Origin of the sequence: Enterobacter sp. 148H3, assembly GCF_034107425.1 — a bacterium.
Lineage (GTDB): Bacteria > Pseudomonadota > Gammaproteobacteria > Enterobacterales > Enterobacteriaceae > Enterobacter > Enterobacter vonholyi.
Map to the genome: position 1 here is coordinate 144,049 of NZ_JAWNEI010000001.1, position 21,161 is coordinate 165,209.

At 56.2% G+C, this 21,161-nt stretch carries 23 protein-coding genes; 14 read left to right on the forward strand and 9 right to left on the reverse strand.

The annotated features are described in order from the left end of the window. Positions 1-15: 15 nt before the first annotated feature. Both hemF and amiA read right to left on the reverse strand, forming a co-directional pair. Positions 16-915, reverse strand: a complete 900-nt coding sequence (hemF, locus tag USH94_RS00635; protein WP_111965195.1) for an oxygen-dependent coproporphyrinogen oxidase — start codon at positions 913-915, stop codon at positions 16-18. Next, a complete protein-coding gene (gene amiA / locus USH94_RS00640; protein WP_111965196.1) occupies positions 915-1,790 on the reverse strand; it encodes an N-acetylmuramoyl-L-alanine amidase AmiA in 876 nt (291 codons plus the stop codon). Before amiA ends, hemF begins: the two co-directional genes overlap by 1 nt. A gap of 212 nt (positions 1,791-2,002) precedes the next feature. On the opposite strand from amiA, the gene USH94_RS00645 reads away from it, so the two are divergent. The 10 genes from USH94_RS00645 (at position 2,003) to pdxK (ending at position 10,345) form a co-directional block, all read left to right on the forward strand. Continuing rightward, entirely contained in the window at positions 2,003-2,428 is a 426-nt protein-coding gene (locus tag USH94_RS00645; protein WP_014884750.1) for a GNAT family acetyltransferase, read from the forward strand. Further along, positions 2,415-2,864, forward strand: a complete 450-nt coding sequence (locus USH94_RS00650) for a DUF2919 domain-containing protein (protein WP_111965197.1) — start codon at positions 2,415-2,417, stop codon at positions 2,862-2,864. The genes USH94_RS00645 and USH94_RS00650 overlap by 14 nt, the downstream gene beginning before the upstream one ends. A gap of 63 nt (positions 2,865-2,927) precedes the next feature. Further along, positions 2,928-3,503 (forward strand): RpoE-regulated lipoprotein, encoded by a 576-nt coding sequence (locus tag USH94_RS00655; RefSeq protein WP_111965198.1) that lies wholly within the window; start codon positions 2,928-2,930, stop codon positions 3,501-3,503. A gap of 92 nt (positions 3,504-3,595) precedes the next feature. Beyond that, positions 3,596-4,495 carry a Dyp-type peroxidase gene (locus USH94_RS00660; RefSeq protein ID WP_111965199.1) on the forward strand — a complete coding sequence of 300 codons (900 nt, stop codon included), beginning with the start codon at positions 3,596-3,598 and terminating at the stop codon, positions 4,493-4,495. Between the two features lie 172 nt (positions 4,496-4,667). Further along, a complete protein-coding gene (locus USH94_RS00665; RefSeq protein WP_111965200.1) occupies positions 4,668-5,681 on the forward strand; it encodes a sulfate ABC transporter substrate-binding protein in 1,014 nt (337 codons plus the stop codon). Beyond that, complete coding sequence (gene cysT, locus USH94_RS00670) at positions 5,681-6,514, forward strand: sulfate/thiosulfate ABC transporter permease CysT (protein WP_004123378.1); 834 nt, start codon at positions 5,681-5,683, stop codon at positions 6,512-6,514. Before USH94_RS00665 ends, cysT begins: the two co-directional genes overlap by 1 nt. After that, the gene (gene cysW, locus USH94_RS00675) at positions 6,514-7,389 is read left to right on the forward strand and encodes a sulfate/thiosulfate ABC transporter permease CysW (RefSeq protein ID WP_045325891.1); all 876 of its coding nucleotides are present in this window, start codon (positions 6,514-6,516) and stop codon (positions 7,387-7,389) included. Before cysT ends, cysW begins: the two co-directional genes overlap by 1 nt. Beyond that, complete coding sequence (gene cysA, locus USH94_RS00680; RefSeq protein WP_008501607.1) at positions 7,379-8,473, forward strand: sulfate/thiosulfate ABC transporter ATP-binding protein CysA; 1,095 nt, start codon at positions 7,379-7,381, stop codon at positions 8,471-8,473. Before cysW ends, cysA begins: the two co-directional genes overlap by 11 nt. Positions 8,474-8,591: 118 nt before the next feature. Then, positions 8,592-9,503, forward strand: a complete 912-nt coding sequence (cysM, locus tag USH94_RS00685; RefSeq protein ID WP_111965201.1) for a cysteine synthase CysM — start codon at positions 8,592-8,594, stop codon at positions 9,501-9,503. Between the two features lie 5 nt (positions 9,504-9,508). Further along, positions 9,509-10,345, forward strand: a complete 837-nt coding sequence (pdxK, locus tag USH94_RS00690) for a pyridoxine/pyridoxal/pyridoxamine kinase (RefSeq protein ID WP_111965202.1) — start codon at positions 9,509-9,511, stop codon at positions 10,343-10,345. Between the two features lie 44 nt (positions 10,346-10,389). On the opposite strand, the gene crr is transcribed toward pdxK, so the two are convergent. The 5 genes from crr to cysZ all read right to left on the reverse strand — a co-directional run bounded on the left by crr (position 10,390) and on the right by cysZ (position 15,183). Further along, positions 10,390-10,899: a PTS glucose transporter subunit IIA gene (crr, locus tag USH94_RS00695; RefSeq protein ID WP_003861316.1), complete on the reverse strand. Its 510-nt coding sequence runs from the start codon at positions 10,897-10,899 to the stop codon at positions 10,390-10,392. 40 nt (positions 10,900-10,939) lie between these two features. After that, entirely contained in the window at positions 10,940-12,667 is a 1,728-nt protein-coding gene (ptsI, locus tag USH94_RS00700) for a phosphoenolpyruvate-protein phosphotransferase PtsI (protein ID WP_023332954.1), read from the reverse strand. A 44-nt stretch (positions 12,668-12,711) separates the two neighbouring features. Beyond that, positions 12,712-12,969 carry a phosphocarrier protein Hpr gene (gene ptsH, locus USH94_RS00705; RefSeq protein WP_045909449.1) on the reverse strand — a complete coding sequence of 86 codons (258 nt, stop codon included), beginning with the start codon at positions 12,967-12,969 and terminating at the stop codon, positions 12,712-12,714. 317 nt (positions 12,970-13,286) lie between these two features. Further along, positions 13,287-14,258, reverse strand: coding sequence for a cysteine synthase A (gene cysK, locus USH94_RS00710; RefSeq protein ID WP_014884739.1), 972 nt, complete (start codon positions 14,256-14,258; stop codon positions 13,287-13,289). Positions 14,259-14,421: 163 nt separating this feature from the next. Continuing rightward, positions 14,422-15,183, reverse strand: a complete 762-nt coding sequence (gene cysZ / locus USH94_RS00715; protein ID WP_111965203.1) for a sulfate transporter CysZ — start codon at positions 15,181-15,183, stop codon at positions 14,422-14,424. Positions 15,184-15,413: 230 nt separating this feature from the next. Here cysZ and zipA point away from each other — a divergent pair, with 230 nt between their 5' ends. From zipA to USH94_RS00730, 3 genes are all read left to right on the forward strand, one after another. After that, positions 15,414-16,409 (forward strand): cell division protein ZipA, encoded by a 996-nt coding sequence (zipA, locus tag USH94_RS00720; RefSeq protein ID WP_111965204.1) that lies wholly within the window; start codon positions 15,414-15,416, stop codon positions 16,407-16,409. A 69-nt stretch (positions 16,410-16,478) separates the two neighbouring features. Further along, positions 16,479-18,494 carry an NAD-dependent DNA ligase LigA gene (gene ligA / locus USH94_RS00725; protein ID WP_111965205.1) on the forward strand — a complete coding sequence of 672 codons (2,016 nt, stop codon included), beginning with the start codon at positions 16,479-16,481 and terminating at the stop codon, positions 18,492-18,494. Between the two features lies 1 nt (position 18,495). Further along, positions 18,496-18,711 (forward strand): DUF3820 family protein, encoded by a 216-nt coding sequence (locus tag USH94_RS00730; protein ID WP_045894690.1) that lies wholly within the window; start codon positions 18,496-18,498, stop codon positions 18,709-18,711. Between the two features lies 1 nt (position 18,712). Here USH94_RS00730 and USH94_RS00735 read toward each other — a convergent pair whose 3' ends face one another. Continuing rightward, a complete protein-coding gene (locus USH94_RS00735; protein ID WP_111965206.1) occupies positions 18,713-19,708 on the reverse strand; it encodes a bile acid:sodium symporter family protein in 996 nt (331 codons plus the stop codon). An 89-nt stretch (positions 19,709-19,797) separates the two neighbouring features. Here USH94_RS00735 and USH94_RS00740 point away from each other — a divergent pair, with 89 nt between their 5' ends. After that, entirely contained in the window at positions 19,798-20,739 is a 942-nt protein-coding gene (locus tag USH94_RS00740; protein ID WP_111965207.1) for a LysR family transcriptional regulator, read from the forward strand. Here USH94_RS00740 and USH94_RS00745 read toward each other — a convergent pair. Beyond that, positions 20,730-21,068, reverse strand: coding sequence for a FlxA-like family protein (locus USH94_RS00745; RefSeq protein ID WP_111965208.1), 339 nt, complete (start codon positions 21,066-21,068; stop codon positions 20,730-20,732). The genes USH94_RS00740 and USH94_RS00745 overlap by 10 nt on opposite strands. Between the last annotated feature and the right edge of the window lie 93 nt (positions 21,069-21,161).

The following is a 21,161-nucleotide window of genomic DNA, read 5'->3' on the forward strand; positions in this document are numbered from 1 at the left end:
GGGGTGAGGGGAGGGTTACACCCAGTCCCGAACCTGAATAAACTCTTTTAAGGCAGCCTCCGGGCTGCCTTCTTTTGGCTCGTAGCAGTACTCCCAGCGCACCAGCGGCGGCATCGACATCAGAATCGACTCCGTGCGCCCGCCGGTCTGCAGGCCGAACAGCGTCCCGCGATCCCACACCAGGTTGAACTCCACGTAGCGCCCGCGGCGGTAGAGCTGGAACTCGCGCTCGCGCACGCCGTAGCTGGTGTCTTTACGGCGTTCGACGATAGGCAGGTACGCGTCGGTATAGCCTTCACCCACCGCACGCATAAAGCTGAACGCGGTATCAAAATCAGGCGTGTTGAGATCGTCAAAGAACAGTCCGCCGATGCCGCGCTGCTCGTCGCGATGCTTCAGGTAAAAGTAGTCGTCGCACCACTTTTTATATTTCGGGTAAATGTCTTCGCCAAACGGCAGGCAAAGATCCCGCGCGGTGGTGTGCCAGTGCACGGCATCCTCTTCGAAGCCGTAGTAGGGCGTCATGTCGAAACCGCCGCCAAACCACCAGACCGGATCGGCCCCCGGCTTTTCCGCAATGAAAAAGCGCACGTTGGCGTGGCTGGTTGGCACGAACGGGTTGTGCGGGTGCACCACCAGCGAGACGCCCATCGCTTCGAAGCTGCGGCCCGCGAGTTCGGGACGATGTGCCGTCGCAGACGCGGGCATGGCGTCACCGTGAACGTGGGAAAAATTCACGCCAGCCTGTTCGAAGATGCCGCCGTTACGCAGCACGCGGCTGCGCCCGCCGCCGCCGGCCTCGCGCTGCCAGGTATCTTCCTGAAATTCTCCGCAGTCTGCGGCGGCCAGTTTCTGGCAAATCTCATCCTGCAGCTTCAGCAGGAAAGTTTTGACCAGTTGTGCATCGGGTTTCATCAACGTTTCCTGGAGTGCGCTTTTTGGTTATCGAACCAGTTGAAATAACTGATAATGCCAGAGGCGATAGCGTTGGCGATCTTCTGACGAAATGCCGTGGTGCCAAGGAGTCGCTCCTCTTCCGGGTTGGTGATGAAGGAGGTTTCCACCAGCACGGACGGGATGGACGGTGATTTCAGGACCACGAACGCCGCCTGCTCGGTGCCTTTGCTGTGCAGGCGATGCACCGGCTTAATCTTCTTCAGGATGTGCGAGCCAAGCGTCAGGCTGTTTTTGATCGTATCCGTCTGCACGAGGTCGAACAGCACCTGCTGTAGCAGGTGGTCTTTGTCGGTGGCTTTTTTCCCGGCGACTTCATCCGCCCGGTTTTCGCGGTCGGAGAGGTATTTCGCCATGGCGCTACTGGCGCCGCGGTTGGAAAGCGCAAACACCGAGGCACCTGCCGCAGAAGGGTTGGTAAAGCCGTCCGCGTGAATCGACATAAACAGATCCGCACCGTGCTGGTGGGCGATCTCTACGCGGTCATACAGCGGAATAAAGGTATCGCCAGAGCGCGTCAGACGGGCGTCAATGCCGTTACTGCGTAAAATCGTCCGCACATTTTTTGCAATCGCCAGCACGACGTGTTTTTCTTTCGACCCGTTTTTGCCGATGGCGCCGGTATCAATGCCGCCGTGCCCAGGGTCGAGCATCACCAGACGCTTCGCGCCCGGCTTTTTGCTTTTCGGTTTGCTGTGTCCGTTACTGGTTTTAAGCGTGCTCTCGTCTTTCGCCTGAGCCTGCTTTGCGATACCCGTTAACGTTAAGGCCGCCAGCCCCGCTTTGAGAACCTGACGACGCGATGTGAGTGCTTTTAATGGTTTGAATGTGCTCATGCGGCCTGAATACTAAAAAATGGGGTCCTGGTGTTATATCGTATCGTGTTTCCCGTTACGACAGTCCATGTTGAGAATTGTTTTACTTTTCATTTCAATACGTGACAAAGTGACATTATGCCAAATTTTGGCGAGATTTTCCCCGGTTATTGGCTAAAGGCGAGCTTCGCGCCATAATCACTGTTTTTAAACCCGAAAAGGCGGTTAATACCATGGAGATACGCGTTTTTCGCCAGGAAGATTTCGAAGAGGTGATTACCCTTTGGGAGCGCTGCGATCTGCTGCGTCCGTGGAACGATCCGGAAATGGATATCGAACGTAAGGTGAATCACGACGTCAGTCTGTTCCTGGTCGCGGAAGTCAACGGTGAGGTTGTGGGGACGGTAATGGGCGGTTACGACGGCCACCGCGGCTCGGCCTATTATCTGGGCGTCCACCCGGAATACCGTGGTCGCGGCATTGCCAATGCGCTGCTTAACCGGCTCGAGAAGAAGCTGATCGCCCGCGGCTGCCCGAAAATCCAGATTATGGTGCGGGAAGATAACGATGTGGTGCTGGGAATGTATGAGCGTCTGGGCTACGAGCATTCTGACGTGCTGAATCTGGGAAAGCGTCTGATCGAAGATGAAGAGTACTGAGATCCATCCGGCAGACTATGACGCGCAGGGCCGCGTCAGGCTGCCCTTTTTATTCTGGTGCGTTCTGCTGCTCCAGGCCAGAACCTGGGTTCTGTTTGTGATGGCCGCCGCGTCGCGCGGGCAGGGCGATACGCTGCTGAATCTTTTTTATCCCGATCACGATGCTTTCTGGCTCGGCTTACTGCCGGGCGTACCGGCGGTGGTGGCTTTTTTGTGCAGCGGACGACGGCACCTGATCCCTCGTTTTTGGCGCACGCTTCGCTGGCTGCTAATCCTTGCCCAGACTGCGCTGCTCTTATGGCAGCCGGTTCTCTGGTGGTACGGTGAACCGCTGACGGGCACCGGCGTTGCGCTGGTGGTGGCCGATATTGTGGCGCTGCTGTGGCTGATGACCAACCCGCGTCTTCGCGCCTGTTTTGCGCCTCAGGATGATTAATCCGGCACTTTTTGCCGATGTCGCACTCCAACAAGCGTTGATTTAACAAGTAAGGACGTTTTAATGAAATCGCTGCGTTTACTCTTATGCGCTCTCCCGCTGGCATTGACCGGCTGTTCGACGCTCTCCTCCATTAACTGGTCCGCTGCGTATCCGTGGAACTGGTTTGGCTCATCAACGGAAGTAACCGAGCAGGGCGTGGGGAAAATTACCGCCGCGACGGCGCTGGATCAGAATGCTATCCAGGATGCGCTCAGCAGTGATTACCGCCTGCGCAGCGGCATGAAAACGGAGAATGGCAATATTGTTCGCTACTACGAGGCGCTGAAGGGCGACAAGCTGGCGCTGGTGATTAACGGTGATAAAGGCACGGTCAACCGAATTGCCGTGATGGATGAAGATATTCCGACGGCGAGCGGTGTGAAGGTGGGGACCCCGTTTAGCGATCTTTATAAGCAGGCCTTTGGCAACTGCGCCAGCGTGCCGTCTGACGACAAGGTTGCGGTGGAATGTAAGGCTGAAGGCAGCCAGCACATCAGCTATGTCTTCACCGGCACCTGGAGCGGCCCGGAAGGACTGATGCCGTCTGACGACACGCTTAAGAGCTGGAAAGTGAGCAAAATACTCTGGAAGCAGTAATTTGCGCCTGAGCAAACCGCCTCGCTGAAATCCGGGTATAATACCCGCCATCAATGCCACGCTGACGTGGCATCTTTATTTCAGGAGGAGCGATGTCTCAGGTTCAGAGTGGCATTTTGCCAGAACATTGCCGCGCGGCGATTTGGATTGAAGCCAATGTTAAAGGGGACGTGGATGCCCTGCGTGCGGCCAGCAAAGCGTTTATTGATAAACTGGCGACCTTCCAGGCCAAATTCCCGGAAGCACACCTCGGCGCCGTTGTCGCCTTTGGCAATAACGTCTGGCGTCAGCTGAGCGGTGGCGAAGGGGCGGAAGAGCTGAAAGACTTCATCCCATACGGCAAAGGTCTGGCTCCGGCAACCCAATACGACGTGCTGATCCACATTCTCTCCCTGCGTCACGACGTGAACTTTTCCGTTGCCCAGGCGGCGGTAGCGGCTTTTGGCGACAGCATTGATGTGCAGGAAGAGGTTCACGGCTTCCGCTGGGTCGAAGAGCGCGATCTGAGCGGCTTCGTCGACGGTACCGAAAACCCGGCGGGGGAAGAGACGCGTCGTGAGGTGGCGGTGATTAAAGACGGCGTGGACGCGGGCGGCAGCTACGTGTTCGTGCAGCGCTGGGAGCACAACCTCAAGCAGCTTAACCGCATGAGCGTGCACGACCAGGAGATGATGATTGGCCGTACGAAAGAGGCTAACGAAGAGATTGACGGCGACGACCGTCCCGTTACCTCGCACCTGACCCGCGTTGACCTCAAAGAAGACGGCAAAGGGCTGAAGATTGTCCGCCAGAGCCTGCCGTACGGTACTGCAAGCGGAACGCACGGCCTTTACTTCTGCGCCTACTGCGCGCGCCTGTATAACATCGAGCAGCAGCTGCTGAGCATGTTCGGTGATACCGACGGCAAGCGCGACGCCATGCTCCGCTTCACCAAACCGGTGACCGGCGGCTACTACTTTGCGCCGTCCGTTGAGCGTTTGCTAGCGCTGTAATGGCATTTCTCCCTCTCCCTGCGGGAGAGGGCCGGGGTGAGGGCACCAAGCCTCACCCTTATTCCCTTTTCTGCTTCTAAATCACCAAACGGTATATAAAACCGTTACTCCTTTCATCCCCGTTATAAATATTATGACTATAAGATAGTCATCACATTTATAAGGGTGCGCAATGGCCGTTACTGTACTGAAAAAAGGAACTCTGGCGCTGGCAGGTTTACTGCTGGTGGCACAGGCGCAGGCGACTGAACTGTTGAACAGTTCGTATGATGTCTCCCGCGAGCTGTTTGCCGCCCTTAATCCACCGTTTGAACAGCAGTGGGCGAAAGACAATAACGGCGACAAGCTGACCATCAAGCAGTCCCACGCCGGCTCGTCCAAGCAGGCGCTGGCGATTTTGCAGGGCCTGAAAGCGGATGTGGTGACTTACAACCAGGTGACTGACGTGCAGATCCTGCACGACAAAGGCAACCTCATCCCGGCGGACTGGCAGAGCCGTCTGCCGAACAACAGCTCCCCGTTCTATTCCACCATGGGCTTCCTGGTGCGTAAGGGCAACCCGAAGAATATCCACGACTGGAGCGATCTGGTGCGTTCCGACGTGAAGCTGATTTTCCCGAACCCAAAAACCTCCGGTAACGCGCGTTATACCTATTTAGCCGCGTGGGGCGCGGCGGACAAGGCTGACGGTAACGATAAAGCCAAAACCGAGCAGTTCATGACCCAGTTCCTGAAAAACGTCGAAGTGTTTGATACCGGCGGCCGCGGGGCGACAACGACCTTCGCGGAGCGCGGTCTCGGCGACGTGCTGATCAGCTTTGAATCGGAAGTGAATAACATCCGCAAACAGTATGAAGCGCAGGGCTTTGAGGTGGTTATCCCGAAAACCAACATTCTGGCCGAGTTCCCGGTCGCATGGGTGGATAAAAACGTGCAGGCGAACGGTACCGAGAAAGCGGCAAAAGCCTATCTCAACTACCTGTACAGCCCTCAGGCGCAGACCATCATTACCGATTACTACTACCGCGTAAACAACCCGGACGTGATGAACAAGCTGAAAGATAAGTTCCCGCAGACCGCGCTGTTCCGCGTGGAAGAACATTTTGGCTCCTGGCCTGATGTGATGAAAACGCATTTTGCCAGCGGCGGTGAGTTAGACAAACTGCTGGCGGCGGGGCATAAGTAATGTTTGCAGTTTCGACAAAACGCGTCCTGCCGGGCTTTACCTTAAGCCTCGGGACCAGCCTGCTGTTCGTCTGCCTGATCCTGCTGTTGCCGCTCAGCGCGCTGGTGATGCAGCTTGCTCAGATGAGCTGGGCGCAGTACTGGGACGTGGTCACCAACCCGCAGGTGGTGGCGGCCTATAAGGTGACGCTGCTGTCGGCGTTTGTCGCCTCCATTTTTAACGGCGTGTTTGGCCTGCTGATGGCGTGGATCCTGACCCGCTATCGCTTCCCGGGCCGCACGCTGCTTGACGCCCTGATGGATCTGCCGTTTGCGCTGCCGACGGCGGTGGCGGGCTTAACCCTCGCGTCGCTCTTCTCTGTAAACGGGCTGTACGGCGAGTGGCTGGCGAAATTTGATATCAAAGTAACCTACACCTGGCTCGGTATCGCGGTGGCGATGGCCTTCACCAGCATCCCGTTTGTGGTACGTACCGTGCAGCCGGTGCTGGAAGAGTTGGGTCCGGAATACGAAGAAGCGGCGGAAACACTGGGCGCCACGCGCTGGCAGAGCTTCCGCAAGGTGGTGCTGCCGGAGCTCTCTCCAGCGCTGATGGCAGGTGTTGCGCTGTCGTTTACCCGCAGCCTCGGTGAGTTCGGCGCGGTGATTTTTATCGCCGGGAACATCGCCTGGAAAACGGAAGTGACCTCGCTGATGATTTTCATCCGCCTGCAGGAGTTTGATTATCCGGCGGCGAGCGCGATTGCTTCGGTGATCCTCGCCGCCTCGCTGCTGCTGCTGTACTCGATTAACACTCTGCAAAGTCGCTTTGGTCGACGTGTGGTAGGTCACTGATGGCGGAAGTTACGCAATTGAAGCGATACGATGCGCCCCGCATCAACTGGGGTAAATGGTTTCTGATTGGGGCGGGCGTGCTGGTTTCCGCCCTCATTCTCGTCGTTCCGACGATTTATATTTTCGTTCAGGCGTTCAGCAAGGGTCTGATGCCCGCGCTGGAAAACCTGGCGAACCCGGATATGCTCCACGCCATTTGGCTGACCGTGCTGATTGCCCTGATCACCGTCCCGGTGAACCTGGTGTTCGGTACCCTGCTGGCGTGGCTGGTGACGCGTTTTAACTTCCCGGGACGTCAGCTGCTGCTGACCCTGCTGGATATTCCGTTTGCCGTGTCGCCGGTGGTAGCGGGCCTGGTGTACCTGCTCTTTTATGGCTCCAACGGCCCACTGGGCGGCTGGCTGGATGCGCATAACCTGCAGATCATGTTCGCCTGGCCGGGCATGGTGCTGGTCACCATCTTCGTGACATGTCCATTTGTAGTGCGCGAACTGGTGCCAGTGATGCTAAGCCAGGGGAGCAACGAAGACGAAGCGGCGGTGCTGCTGGGGGCTTCGGGCTGGCAAATGTTCCGCCGCGTGACGCTGCCGAACATCCGCTGGGCGCTGCTTTACGGCGTGGTGCTGACCAACGCCCGCGCGATTGGCGAGTTCGGTGCCGTTTCCGTTGTTTCCGGCTCCATTCGCGGTGAAACCCTGTCGCTGCCGCTGCAGATTGAACTGCTGCAGCAGGACTACAACACCATCGGCTCGTTTACTGCCGCAGCGTTGCTGACGCTGATGGCCATTTTGACCCTGTTTTTGAAGAGTGTGGTGCAGTGGCGTTTAGAAAATCAGGAAAAACGTCAGCATCAGGAGGGAAATCATGAGCATTGAGATTGCCAATATTAAGAAGTCTTTTGGTCGCACCCAGGTGCTGAATGATATCTCGCTGGATATCCCTTCCGGACAAATGGTGGCGCTGCTGGGGCCGTCCGGCTCGGGCAAAACCACGCTGCTGCGCATTATCGCCGGGCTTGAGCATCAGACCAGCGGACACATCCGCTTCCACGGCACCGACGTGAGCCGCCTGCACGCCCGCGATCGTAAAGTGGGTTTTGTGTTCCAGCATTACGCCCTGTTCCGCCACATGACCGTATTTGACAACATCGCGTTTGGGCTTACCGTGCTGCCGCGTCGCGAGCGCCCGGATGCGGCAACCATTAAGGCTAAGGTGACCAAACTGCTGGAGATGGTGCAGCTGGCTCACCTGGCGGATCGTTTCCCGGCCCAGCTGTCCGGCGGGCAGAAACAGCGCGTAGCGCTGGCTCGCGCGCTGGCCGTTGAACCGCAAATTCTGCTGCTGGATGAGCCCTTCGGCGCGCTGGATGCGCAGGTGCGTAAAGAGCTGCGCCGCTGGCTGCGTCAGCTCCATGAAGAGCTGAAATTCACCAGCGTCTTCGTGACCCACGATCAGGAAGAGGCGATGGAAGTTGCGGATCGCGTGGTGGTCATGAGCCAGGGCAACATTGAGCAGGTTGACGAACCGGAGCAGCTCTGGCGTGAACCGGCGACCCGCTTCGTGCTGGAGTTTATGGGCGAGGTGAACCGTCTGCAGGGCACTATTCGCGGCGGTCAGTTCCACGTGGGCGCGCACCGCTGGCCGCTGGGCTATACCTCCGCGCACCAGGGCCCGGTCGATCTGTTCCTGCGTCCGTGGGAAGTGGACGTGAGCCGCCGAACCAGCCTGGATTCACCGCTGCCGGTGCAGGTGCTGGAAGCGAGCCCTAAAGGTCACTACACCCAACTGGTGGTACAGCCGCTGGGCTGGTATACCGAGCCGCTGACCGTGGTCATGCGCGACGACGTCCCGCCGCACCGGGGGGAGCGCCTGTTTGTCGGGCTGCAGCATGCCCGGATTTATCACGGGAAGGAGCGCATCGAGACGCGCGAGGATATTGCTCTGGCGGAGTCAGCCTGATAGGTTATTAGGATGTTTATCGCCCGGTGGCGCTGCGCTTACCGGGCCTACAGTTATCACTGCGTCTTGTAGGCCGGGTAAGCGAAACGCCACCCGGCTTTTTTATTGAGTAAAAAACGTGAATACACTCGAACACACCATCGGCAACACCCCTCTGGTCAAACTTCAGCGCATGGGGCCGGCTAACGGCAGCGAAATCTGGGTCAAACTCGAAGGCAATAACCCGGCGGGGTCGGTAAAAGATCGTGCCGCGCTGTCGATGATTGTCCAGGCTGAAAAACGCGGAGAAATTAAGCCGGGAGACGTGCTGATTGAAGCCACCAGCGGCAACACCGGTATCGCCCTGGCGATGATTGCGGCGCTGAAAGGCTACCGCATGAAGCTGCTGATGCCGGACAACATGAGCCAGGAGCGCCGCGCCGCGATGCGTGCCTATGGGGCCGAGCTGATTCTGGTGACCAAAGAGCAGGGGATGGAAGGCGCGCGCGACCTGGCGTTACAAATGGCCGAGCGCGGCGAAGGTAAACTGCTCGATCAGTTTAATAACCCGGACAACCCGTACGCGCACTACACCACAACCGGCCCGGAAATCTGGCAGCAAACCGACGGGCGAATCACCCATTTTGTCTCCAGCATGGGCACCACCGGCACCATTACCGGCGTATCGCGTTTTCTGCGCGAGCAGGATAAAGCCGTCACCATTGTGGGCCTTCAGCCGGAAGAGGGGAGCAGCATTCCGGGCATTCGCCGCTGGCCGGCGGAGTATATGCCCGGCATCTTTAATGCAAAGCTTGTTGACCAGGTGCTGGATCTTCACCAGCGCGAGGCGGAAAATACCATGCGTGAGCTTGCCGTGCGCGAAGGTATCTTCTGCGGAGTCAGCTCGGGCGGCGCGGTAGCGGGTGCGATTCGGGTAGCGCAGGCAAACCCGGGCGCGGTGGTGGTGGCGATTATTTGCGATCGCGGCGATCGCTATCTTTCTACCGGCGTCTTTGGTGAAGAGAGTTATTCGCAGGGGGCGGGGATTTAAGCGTCATGGAGATGATTCTATTCCGGGATAATACCCGGGCGCAGCAAACTGATATTGTCGCGGTACAGTCGCAGGTGGTGTACGGGAGCGTGGGTAACAGCATTGCGGTGCCTAATATTCGAACCCACAGGCTGAACGTCACCGCCGTGCCAACGGTACTGTTCAGCAACACGCCACACTATGACACCTTCTATGGTGGCGTGATCCCCGATGAGTGGTTCAGCGGCTACCTGAAGGCGCTGGAAGAGCGCGAGATCCTGCGCGAGCTTAAGGCGGTTACCACAGGCTATATGGGCAGTGCCAGCCAAATAGTCCTGCTGGCGCAGTGGCTGAAGGCGGTCAAAGCTCAGCATCCTGATCTGCTGGTGCTGGTCGACCCAGTTATCGGCGATATCGACAGCGGGATGTACGTGAAGCCGGATATCCCGCAGGCGTATCGGGAGCACCTGCTGCCGCTGGCGCAGGGGATTACGCCAAACGTCTACGAGCTGGAAGTGTTAAGCGGCAAGCCGTGCCGCACGCCGGAAAGCGCCATCGCGGCGGCACAGGGACTGCTTTCAGACAGCCTGAAATGGGTGGCGATCACCAGCGCGCCGGTCGCTGACGACCCGCAAAATATCCACGTGGTGCTGGTGACGAATGAGGGCGTGACCGTCAGCGCGCACCCGCGCGTAGAAACCGATCTGAAAGGGACGGGCGACCTGTTCTGTTCAGAGCTGGTGAGCGGCATTGTTGAGGGGAAAACCGTTGCCGATGCCATTCGCATGGCCGGCGATCGGGTGACTGACGTGATGCTTTATACCCAGTCGAAAGGCTACGATGAGCTTATCCTCCCGGCATAAACAAAAATGGCGCCCGAAGGCGCCATTTTTCTGTGCGGCAAGAATTACTTCTTGATGCGGATAACCGGGGTTTCACCCACGGTGACGCTGCCAGACAGTTTGATCAGTTCTTTGATTTCATCCATGTTGGAGATAACAACCGGCGTCAGGGTAGACTTGGCTTTTTCTTCCAGCAGTGGCAGATCGAATTCAATCACCGGGTCGCCAACTTTAACACGCTGGCCTTCTTCCGCGATACGTTTGAAGCCTTCGCCTTTCAGTTCAACGGTGTCGATACCGAAGTGAACGAACAGTTCGATACCGCTATCAGATTCGATAGAGAACGCATGGTTGGTTTCAAAAATTTTACCGATGGTGCCGTCAACTGGAGCAACCATTTTGTTGCCAGTTGGTTTGATAGCAATGCCATCACCAACGATTTTCTCAGCAAACACTACATCCGGCACGTCTTCGATGTTGACGATCTCGCCGGAGAGCGGAGCAACAATCTCAATAGTTCCGGAGTCTTTCTTATCATCAGAAACCAGAGATTTCAGTTTATCGAACAAACCCATGATCTTCTCCTAAGCAGTAATTTGGGCCGCATCTCGTGGATTAGCAGATTGTTTTTTCTTCAATGAACTTGTTAACCAGCGTCATTAACTCGTCCGTTGTCGGTTGAGCAAGAGCCTGCTCTGCTAACACCTTCGCATCTTCGAAGTTCGTGTTACGGATAATCTTCTTAATGCGCGGGATGGAAATGGCGCTCATAGAGAATTCGTCCAGACCCATACCCAGCAACAGAAGTGTAGCACGTTCGTCGCCTGCAAGCTCACCACACATGCCAGTCCATTTACCTTCTGCATGAGAAGCATCAATAACTTGCTTGATCAAGTTCAGTACGGACGGTGACATTGGCTGGTAGAGATGTGAAATCATATCATTACCACGGTCAACTGCCAGGGTGTACTGCGTTAAATCATTGGTGCCGATACTAAAGAAATCAACTTCTTTGGCTAAATGACGCGCAATAGTCGCCGCCGCAGGTGTTTCCACCATTACGCCGATCTCGATTGACTCGTCAAACGCTTTACCTTCGTCGCGCAGTTCCTGCTTGTAAATTTCGATCTCTTTCTTCAGTGCACGCACTTCTTCAACAGAGATGATCATCGGGAACATGATGCGCAGTTTACCGAAAGCAGAGGCACGCAGGATCGCGCGAACCTGGTCACGCAGGATCTCTTTACGATCCATCGCGATACGAATCGCACGCCAGCCCAGGAACGGGTTCTCTTCTTTCGGGAAGTTCATGTACGGCAGCTCTTTATCGCCACCAATGTCCATAGTACGGACGATAACCGCCTGAGAGCCACACGCTTCAGCCACGGCTTTATAGGCAGCAAACTGCTCTTCTTCCGTTGGCAGCGCGTCGCGGTCCATGAACAGGAATTCTGTACGATAGAGACCTACGCCTTCCGCACCGTTGCGCTCAGCGCCATCAACGTCGCGAACGGTACCGATGTTTGCGCATACTTCTACCTGATGGCCGTCAAGGGTGATGGCTGGCAGGTCTTTCAGCTTAGCGAGTTCCGCTTTTTCAGTCGCAACCTGCTCCTGAACCGCGCGCAGTTTATCGATCTCTTCATTAGTTGGGTTGACGTAAACCAGATTGTTTACGGCATCCAGAATCAGATAGTCGCCGTTTTTCACCTGAGAGGTGACGCTACCGGTACCCACGATGGCAGGCAGTTCCAGAGAGCGCGCCATGATAGAGGTGTGGGAGGTACGGCCACCCGCGTCGGTGATGAAACCGAGGACCTTTTTCAGGTTCAGCTGTGCGGTTTCAGACGGGGTGAGGTCCGCGGCAACCAGGATCACTTCATCCTGAATTGCGCTCAGGTCGATAATGGCCAGACCCAGGATGTTGCGCAGCAGGCGCTTACCGATGTCACGTACGTCAGCCGCACGCTCTTTCAGGTATTCATCATCCAGTTCTTCCAGGGCAGTTGCCTGACCTTCGATAACTTCATGCGCAGCCGCGTCGGCCGTCATGCCTTTATCTTTAATCAGGGCTATGATTTCCTGCTCCAGCTCCTCATCTTCGAGCAGCATGATGTGCCCTTCGAAGATGGCTTCTTTTTCTTCACCGAAAGTTTCGCCAGCTTTAGTTTTGATTGCTTCCAGTTGCGCAGATGCCTTGGCACGACCGCTCAGAAAACGTTCAACTTCCTGATCAACCTTGTCGGCAGAAATTTTTTTCCGGTCGATGACGATCTCGTCTTCTTTCAGCAGCAGTGCTTTGCCGAAAGCGATACCCGGGGATGCTAAAATGCCTGAAATCATAACCCTACCTTACTTGTGACTGATATTTAAAAGAACCCGGAAACTTACTCGAGCTCAGCCATCAGTTTTACCAGATGCTCAACTGCTTTCTGCTCGTCTTCACCTTCCGCAGAGATGGTGACAACGGTGCCCTGAGTCAGGCCCAGAGTCTGCAGTTTGAACAGGCTTTTTGCGCTCGCGCTTTTGCCGTTGGAAGTCACAGTGATTTCAGAAGAAAAGCCTTTTGCTTCTTTAACAAACTGAGCAGCAGGGCGGGTGTGCAGACCGTTCGGAGCGGTAATGGTAACTTCTTGCTGGAACATTGTATTTCCCCAACTTATAGGTTTAGTGTTGTGGAACTAAAGTCTAGCCTGGCGACTGAACTTTAGCCTGTATTGTTAGCGCTGACGTTTCGATCGTCATTAAACATTATGCAGCGAAAGCAAGACTTGAACCAAATCATAAAATCGATTCAGCAAGGCTATTTCATTCACCGATTAATTTCACGCATCAAAATAATTGCTGGTTTAAATACCAGACCCAACGGGGTGAAGCAATGCCAGGAGGGGCAAAAGTTTGAAGCAGGCCACAAAAAAGCACCTGGAAAGGTGCTTTTTTACGCGTTATTAACATGCTGGCACTACTGTTGCAGCTCTTTTTCGGTAAACAGATCGGCAAACAGTGCGGTGCTCAAGTAACGCTCACCCGAGGACGGAAGGATAACCACAATATTCTTATTGGTAAAGGCTTCGTCTTCCTGCAGCTTGAGCGCTGCCGCAACGGCCGCACCGGAAGAGATACCCGCCAGAATGCCTTCTTCATCCATCAGGCGACGCGCGGTAGAGATGGCCTCTTCGTTAGTGATGGTGACCACTTTATCGATCAGCTTCAGATCCAGGTTGCCCGGAATGAAGCCTGCGCCAATACCCTGGATTTTATGCGGGCCTGGTTTGAGCTCTTCACCGGCCAGGGCCTGGGTGATAACCGGTGAGTCAGTCGGCTCAACGGCAACGGTGATCAGGTCTTTTTTACCCTTTGTGCCTTTAATATAGCGTGACACGCCGGTCAGCGTACCGCCGGTACCCACGCCGGAGATAAAGACGTCAACCTGGCCGTCGGTATCTTCCCAGATTTCCGGACCGGTGGTCTTCTCGTGAATTTCCGGGTTTGCCGGGTTGCTGAACTGCTGCAGCAGCAGATATTTCGCCGGATCGCTGGCTACAATCTCTTCGGCTTTCTGAATGGCGCCCTTCATGCCCTTCGCGCCTTCGGTCAGAACCAGGTTCGCGCCCAGCGCTTTAAGCAGCTTACGACGCTCGATGCTCATCGTTTCTGGCATAGTCAGCGTCAGCTTGTAGCCGCGCGCAGCAGCAACATAGGCCAGAGCAATACCGGTGTTGCCGCTGGTCGGTTCCACCAGCTCAACGCCAGGCTTCAGCACGCCACGTTTTTCAGCATCCCAAATCATGTTTGCACCGATACGGCATTTAACGCTGAAGCTCGGGTTACGTGATTCGACCTTCGCCAGGATGCGTCCATTACCGATACGGTTCAGTCGAACCAGGGGCGTATGACCGATAGTCAGCGAGTTGTCTTCATAAATCTTACTCATGGCCTGTCCTTAACTGTATGAAATTGGGATACCGACCCAGCATACCTGTTGAGCAGGTAGGGGGAAGTAAGGAATTCGCATATCTATATACTGCAAGGAAATAATGGGGATCAGTATGGAATAAGGGGCGGCATAAGCCACCCCTGCTTTACACATTTTTTCATTATTTCCATAACGCGTGCTTAGCACGGTAGCAGTCGACCCACATCGCCGTCGCGCCGCAAACGGCGACGGGCATAATGAACAGATTAAGGAAGGGAATCATGGTGAACAGGCTGGTCAGTGCGCCAAACTGCATATTGGCGACCTTCTGGCTGCGCAGGGCGGTGCGCATCTCTTTAAACGGTACCTTGTGGTTATCGAAAGGATAGTCGCAGTACTGAATGGCCAGCATCCAGGCGCTGAACAGGAACCACAGCACCGGTGCCACGGTCTGGCCAATGCCTGGCACAAAATAGAGGATAAGCAGCACGAGCGCGCGGGGCAGGTACCAGGCAAACTTCTGCCATTCGCGCTTCATAATGCGAGGGAGGTCTTTCATGATTCCCCATATCCCTGTGTCCGGCGGCGTCGCACCGGTAAGCCGCGCTTCCAGCTGTTCCGCCAGCAGACCGTTAAACGGTGCGGCTATCCAGTTTGCAATTGTCGAGAAGAAGTAGCCAAACACCAGCAGCACGGAGATCACCGCCACCGGCCAGAGCAGGTAGTTAAGCCACTGCAGCCAGTCCGGCACGTAACTCATCAGCGACGGGATCCAGCTCTCCAGCTTTGTAAACAGCCACCAGAACGCGCCGCCCATAAGAATAATGTTGATCAATAGCGGCAGAATGACGAAGCGTCGAATCCCCGGCAGGGAGACCAGTTTCCAGCCCTGAGAAAAATACCAGACGCCGCTGCGCGGGGGGGAAGAAGATGTTGAAACCATAGCCAGGCTGTACTCCTTTTTACACAACCAGTGGAATTGCACGCCTATATTATCCACTTACGGAGCAATGACCAGTTCGGAAATGTTCGAAAAACCAGCAAAAAGCACGATTTCCTTCATCTTTATGCTGTGAATGCTCTGCACACACTTGCACTTGACGTAAACGGCAAATACTCTTAGTGAGTAAATGTTTGCCGTGGTGGCAAGGTGTTAGAACAACAGAGAATATAATGATGCAGGATTTGCGTCTGATATTAATCATTGTTGGCGCGATCGCCATAATCGCTTTACTGGTACATGGTTTCTGGACCAGCCGTAAAGAGCGTTCATCGATGTTTCGCGATCGCCCACTGAAGCGCATGAAGTCCAGTCGTGACGACGATGACAGTGAAGATGACATCGACGGCAGCGATGACGACGGCGTGGGTGAAGTTCGTGTTCATCGGGTCAATACTGCGCCCGGCGCAGGCCATGGGGAGCATGAAGCGCCTCGTCCTTCGCAGCACCAGTATCAACCGCCGTATGCTTCTGCACAGCCGCGCCAGCCAGCGCCGCAGCCTGTGGAAGAGCCGGTGCGCCAGCCGCCGCAACAGCCTGTTTATCAGCAGCCTGCTGCGCCACAGCCGGTTCAACATCAACCGGTACAGCAACCGGTTCAGCAGCCCGTGCAGCAACAACCTGCTCAGCCGGTACAACAACCGCAGCAGCCTGTTCACGTACAGCCTGCGCCTCAGCCTGCTCCGGCCCCGCACGTTGAGCCTGAGCCCGTTGTAGAGCCAGAGCCGGTTGTTGAAAAACCGCAGCGTAAAGAAGCGGTGATCATCATGAACGTGGCCGCGCATCACGGTAGCCATCTCAATGGCGATGTGCTGCTTAACAGTATTCAACAGGCAGGCTTCAAGTTTGGCGATATGAATATTTTCCATCGCCACCTGAGCCCTGACGGTAGCGGTCCGGCGCTGTTTAGCCTGGCCAACATGGTTAACCCTGGCACCTTCGATCCGGAAATGACCGGTGATTTCGTGACCCCGGGCGTCACTATCTTTATGCAGGTGCCGTCCTACGGTGATGAACTGCAAAACTTTAAGCTGATGCTGCAGTCCGCTCAGCACATCGCTGACGAAGTCGGTGGCGTGGTGCTCGACGATCAGCGTCGAATGATGACCCCGCAGAAATTGCGCGAGTATCAGGACCGCATCCGCGAAGTTAAGGAAGCTAACGCGTAATCGCCGCGTTGACTTCAATTCCTCCTCAACCCCCGCATGTCGGGGGTTTTTTCTCATTGATGGTGCGATATGGACTCAATCGAACAACAACTCACTGAACTGCGAACCACGCTTCGCCATCATGAATACCTCTATCATGTTATGGACGCGCCGGAAGTGCCGGATGCGGAGTATGACCGCCTTATGCGCGAGCTGCGCGAACTAGAGTCGCAGCATCCTGAACTCATCACGCCGGATTCCCCCACCCAGCGCGTCGGCGCTGAGCCGCTGGGCGCTTTCAGCCAGGTGCGTCATGAAGTGCCGATGCTGTCGCTGGATAACGTCTTCGATGAAGAGAGCTTCCTCGCGTTTAACAAGCGCGTGCAGGATCGCCTGAAAAGCAGCGACTCTCTCACCTGGTGCTGCGAGCTCAAGCTGGATGGCCTGGCGGTCAGTCTTCTCTATGAAAACGGCGTGCTGGTGCGTGCCGCGACGCGTGGCGACGGCACGACGGGCGAAGACATCACCACCAACGTGCGTACCATCCGCGCGATCCCTCTGAGGCTGCAGGGTGACAACATTCCTGCTCGTCTGGAAGTGCGCGGCGAAGTGTTCCTGCCGCAGGCGGGCTTCGAGAAAATTAACGAAGAGGCTCGTCGCACCGGCGGGAAAGTGTTTGCTAACCCGCGTAATGCGGCGGCGGGCTCGCTGCGCCAGCTTGACCCACGTATTACCGCGAAGCGACCGCTTACTTTCTTCTGCTACGGTGTGGGTATTCTGGAGGGCGGCGAGCTGCCGGATACGCACCTCGGACGCCTGCTGCAGTTTAAAGCGTGGGGCCTGCCGGTAAGCAATCGCGTCCAGCTCTGCGACTCGCCGGAAGCGGTACTGGCGTTCTACCACAAGGTGGAAGAGGACCGTCCGACGCTCGGTTTTGATATTGATGGCGTCGTCATCAAGGTGAATTCACTGGCGCTGCAGGAGCAGCTGGGCTTTGTGGCGCGCGCGCCGCGCTGGGCGGTGGCGTTTAAGTTCCCTGCCCAGGAGCAGATGACCTTCGTTCGCGACGTGGAGTTCCAGGTCGGTCGAACGGGGGCTATTACACCGGTCGCCCGTCTGGAACCAGTGCAGGTGGCGGGCGTGCTGGTGAGTAACGCCACGCTGCACAACGCCGATGAAATCGAACGCCTGGGCCTGCGCATTGGTGACAAAGTGGTGATTCGCCGCGCAGGGGACGTGATCCCGCAGGTGGTTAACGTCGTTGAGTCAGAGCGTCCTGACGATACGCGCGAAGTTGTCTTCCCGACCCATTGTCCGGTGTGCGGCTCGGACGTTGAGCGCGTAGAAGGTGAAGCGGTGGCGCGCTGTACGGGCGGCTTAATCTGTGGCGCGCAGCGTAAAGAGTCACTGAAGCACTTCGTTTCCCGTCGCGCAATGGACGTTGACGGAATGGGCGATAAGATTATCGATCAGCTGGTTGAGAAAGAGTATGTTCACACGCCAGCGGACCTCTTCAGGTTGACCGCTGGTAAACTGACCGGTCTGGACCGCATGGGACCTAAGTCTGCCCAGAACGTGGTTAACGCGCTGGAAGCCGCAAAAGAGACGACTTTCGCCCGTTTCCTCTACGCGCTGGGCATTCGTGAAGTGGGTGAAGCAACCGCAGCAGGTCTGGCAGCATACTTTGGTACGCTGGAGGCGCTGGAAAAAGCGAGCATCGAGGAGCTGCAGAAAGTCCCGGACGTAGGTATTGTCGTCGCCACGCACGTCTTTAACTTCTTCGCCGAAGAGAGCAACCGTAACGTCATCGGCGAACTGCTGGAAGAGGGCATTAAATGGCCCGCGCCGGTGGTGGTTAACGCTGAAGAGATCGACAGCCCGTTCGCCGGTAAAACGGTGGTGCTGACCGGCAGCCTGAGCCAGCTTTCACGCGACGATGCCAAAGCACGTCTGGTGGCGCTGGGGGCAAAAGTTGCGGGCAGCGTGTCGAAGAAAACCGACCTGGTGATCGCCGGTGAAGCGGCGGGTTCGAAGCTGGCGAAAGCCCAGGAGCTCGGCATTGCGGTTATCGACGAAGCGGAAATGATGCGTCTGTTAGGAGAGTAACGTGGAGAAAGAGCAGCTCGTTGAGATCGCCAATACGGAGATGCCGTTTGGTAAATACAAGGGCCGCAGGCTGATTGATTTGCCGGAGGAGTATCTGCTGTGGTTTGCCCGTAAGGATGAATTCCCAACAGGGCGACTGGGCGAGCTGATGGCTATCACGTTATTGATCAAAACCGAGGGGCTGACCCAGCTGGTGCAGCCCCTGAAACGTCCTTAACTTAAGCCTTCGCGGCGCGGGTCTCTTCCTGCGCCAGCTTTTCGGTCTGGCGCTTGTAGCGACGCGCCAGCACCGCGCAGACCATCAGTTGGATCTGGTGGAAAATCATCAGCGGCAGCACCATCATCCCAATCACCGAGGTCGGGAACAGAATGTTGGCCATCGGGATGCCGTTCGCCAGGCTCTTTTTCGAACCGCAGAACACAATCGTGATTTCATCCGCTTTGTTGAAGCCGCACTTGCGTGCCACAAAGACGTTTACCGCAATCACAATCGCCAGCAGGACGATGCTGACCACCACGATAAACAGCAGCGAGCCTGCCCCCACCTTGTGCCAGATCCCGTTCACGACCGCTTCGCTAAAGGCGGAGTAAACCACCAGCAGAATCGAGGTCTGGTCGGTTTTTGAAATCCATTTTTTATGCTTCGCCACAAACGCCCCGGTCCACGGTCGGGAAAGATGCCCCAGCACAAACGGCAGCAGCAGCTGCAGACAGATTTTGCCCACCTGCTCAAGGTTACCTTCCGCACCGTGCATGTTCATCAGCAGGCCTACCAGCAGCGGGGAGACGAAAATTCCTAACAGGCTGGACGCGGATGCTGAACAAACCGCCGCCGCTACGTTGCCGCCAGCCAGCGAGGTAAACGCAATGGCGGACTGCACGGTCGCGGGCAGAATGCACAGATAGAGGAAGCCCGTATAAAGGGCCGGATCGACGTTTACCGGTGCCCACCAGGCAAACAGCACGCCGAGGATCGGGAACAGAATGAACGTGCTGCACATCACCCACAGGTGTAGTCGCCAGTGGCTACCGCCCGCGATAATGGCTTCGCGGGAGAGCTTTGCGCCGTGCATAAAGAACAGTAGCGCGATGGCGGCCGTCGTCAGCCCTTCAAAAAACGGGACGAAACCGCCGCGAGCGGGGAAGAAAGAGGCCAGTAAAACGGTAACTACCAGGGTGAGCGTAAACGGATCAACAATACGAAATAGTTTCATAATGACTCCTGAAAACAGATGACGCTATTGTGCTTTTTTCCATTTGAGAAATAAAATTGATTTATTGCATCCATTCATGAATTAAACAGATGAATTATTCACTACGTCAGCTTCGTGTTTTTGTCACCGTGGCGCAGGCTCGTAGCTTTAGCCGGGCAGGAGAGATGATTGGCCTGAGCCAGTCGGCGGTTAGCCACAGCGTGAAAGAGCTGGAAAATCAGACTGGCGTCCGGTTACTTGACCGAACCACGCGCGAAGTGGTGCTGACCGAAGCGGGGCAGCAGCTCGCTCTGCGCCTTGAACGGTTGCTGGATGAGCTCAACAGCACGCTCAGAGACGTGGGGAGGCTGGGCCAGCAGCTTTCGGGTACCGTGCGGGTCGCGGCCAGCCAGACGATATCCGCACACCTTATACCTCAGTGTATTGCCGAGGGAAGCCATCGCTACCCGGACATTGATTTTGTGCTGCATGACAGGCCGCAACAGTGGGTGCTGGAGAGCATCCGCCAGGGGGATGTCGATTTTGGTATTGTTATCGATCCCGGTCAGGCAAGCGATCTGGCGTGCGAAAGCGTACTTTCTGAGCCTTTTTTGCTGCTCTGCCGTGACGACGATCCGCTGGCCTCGTTGCCGGAGGTCAGCTGGCAGTCCCTGCAGGGCGCGAATCTGGTATTACAGGATTATGCCTCGGGCAGCCGTCCGTTGATTGATTCCGCGCTGATGAATCAGGGCGTAAAGGCAACAATCGTGCAGGAGATTGGTCACCCGGCGACGCTGTTTCCCATGGTGGAAGCCGGCATTGGCATCAGCGTATTGCCCGCCCTGGCGCTCCCCCTGCCGCAGGGAAGCAGACTGGCCGTCAGGCGATTAACGCCCGTTGTCGAGCGAAAGCTGATGCTGGTGCGGCGAAAAAATCGTTCACTCTCGGGGGCGGCGCAGGCTATCTGGGAAGTGGTGCGTATCCAGGCACAACGATTAACCGAAGCCCGCATACGCGACCCACTGTTTAACGCATCAGAAGATCAGATGTAGATATCAATCTGATTATTGTCTGACGGGCTATTCACGCCTTCCACTTTGCCCAGTTTTTGTTCCTGCTTCTTCTGGGCCTCTTCGGCCTGCTGGCGCTGCAGCGCCGCGAGCTGAGCCTGCAGCACTTTGAGCTGGGTCTGAATAAGTTCCTGCTGCTTTTTCTTCTCGTCGGTGCTGATGGGGCTGTTCGACAGCTCTTTTAACTGCTGGGTCAGTTTTTTGATCTTGTCGAGAATGCGGGTGATTTGCGCAGAGATATCGTTACTGCTCGAAGTTCCACTCGCGCCGCTGGTTTGAATCTGTTGGGTTGAAGCCTGAATGGTCGTCATACTTTTTCCTCGCGTTATAAAACAGAGGTATCGGCACCAATGGGATTAGCTTGAGCAAAACTGCCATATCTGGCAGGGAGTTGCATCGATACA

What these genes read in the sequence shown, in the direction of transcription:
- hemF (WP_111965195.1), bottom strand. Translation starts at nt 915, where the DNA reads ATGAAACCCGATGCACAACTGGTCAAAACTTTCCTGCTGAAGCTGCAG.
- amiA (WP_111965196.1), bottom strand. Translation starts at nt 1,790, where the DNA reads ATGAGCACATTCAAACCATTAAAAGCACTCACATCGCGTCGTCAGGTT.
- USH94_RS00645 (WP_014884750.1), top strand. Translation starts at nt 2,003, where the DNA reads ATGGAGATACGCGTTTTTCGCCAGGAAGATTTCGAAGAGGTGATTACC.
- USH94_RS00650 (WP_111965197.1), top strand. Translation starts at nt 2,415, where the DNA reads ATGAAGAGTACTGAGATCCATCCGGCAGACTATGACGCGCAGGGCCGC.
- USH94_RS00655 (WP_111965198.1), top strand. Translation starts at nt 2,928, where the DNA reads ATGAAATCGCTGCGTTTACTCTTATGCGCTCTCCCGCTGGCATTGACC.
- USH94_RS00660 (WP_111965199.1), top strand. Translation starts at nt 3,596, where the DNA reads ATGTCTCAGGTTCAGAGTGGCATTTTGCCAGAACATTGCCGCGCGGCG.
- USH94_RS00665 (WP_111965200.1), top strand. Translation starts at nt 4,668, where the DNA reads ATGGCCGTTACTGTACTGAAAAAAGGAACTCTGGCGCTGGCAGGTTTA.
- cysT (WP_004123378.1), top strand. Translation starts at nt 5,681, where the DNA reads ATGTTTGCAGTTTCGACAAAACGCGTCCTGCCGGGCTTTACCTTAAGC.
- cysW (WP_045325891.1), top strand. Translation starts at nt 6,514, where the DNA reads ATGGCGGAAGTTACGCAATTGAAGCGATACGATGCGCCCCGCATCAAC.
- cysA (WP_008501607.1), top strand. Translation starts at nt 7,379, where the DNA reads ATGAGCATTGAGATTGCCAATATTAAGAAGTCTTTTGGTCGCACCCAG.
- pdxK (WP_111965202.1), top strand. Translation starts at nt 9,509, where the DNA reads ATGGAGATGATTCTATTCCGGGATAATACCCGGGCGCAGCAAACTGAT.
- crr (WP_003861316.1), bottom strand. Translation starts at nt 10,899, where the DNA reads ATGGGTTTGTTCGATAAACTGAAATCTCTGGTTTCTGATGATAAGAAA.
- ptsI (WP_023332954.1), bottom strand. Translation starts at nt 12,667, where the DNA reads ATGATTTCAGGCATTTTAGCATCCCCGGGTATCGCTTTCGGCAAAGCA.
- ptsH (WP_045909449.1), bottom strand. Translation starts at nt 12,969, where the DNA reads ATGTTCCAGCAAGAAGTTACCATTACCGCTCCGAACGGTCTGCACACC.
- cysK (WP_014884739.1), bottom strand. Translation starts at nt 14,258, where the DNA reads ATGAGTAAGATTTATGAAGACAACTCGCTGACTATCGGTCATACGCCC.
- cysZ (WP_111965203.1), bottom strand. Translation starts at nt 15,183, where the DNA reads ATGGTTTCAACATCTTCTTCCCCCCCGCGCAGCGGCGTCTGGTATTTT.
- zipA (WP_111965204.1), top strand. Translation starts at nt 15,414, where the DNA reads ATGATGCAGGATTTGCGTCTGATATTAATCATTGTTGGCGCGATCGCC.
- ligA (WP_111965205.1), top strand. Translation starts at nt 16,479, where the DNA reads ATGGACTCAATCGAACAACAACTCACTGAACTGCGAACCACGCTTCGC.
- USH94_RS00735 (WP_111965206.1), bottom strand. Translation starts at nt 19,708, where the DNA reads ATGAAACTATTTCGTATTGTTGATCCGTTTACGCTCACCCTGGTAGTT.
- USH94_RS00740 (WP_111965207.1), top strand. Translation starts at nt 19,798, where the DNA reads ATGAATTATTCACTACGTCAGCTTCGTGTTTTTGTCACCGTGGCGCAG.
- USH94_RS00745 (WP_111965208.1), bottom strand. Translation starts at nt 21,068, where the DNA reads ATGACGACCATTCAGGCTTCAACCCAACAGATTCAAACCAGCGGCGCG.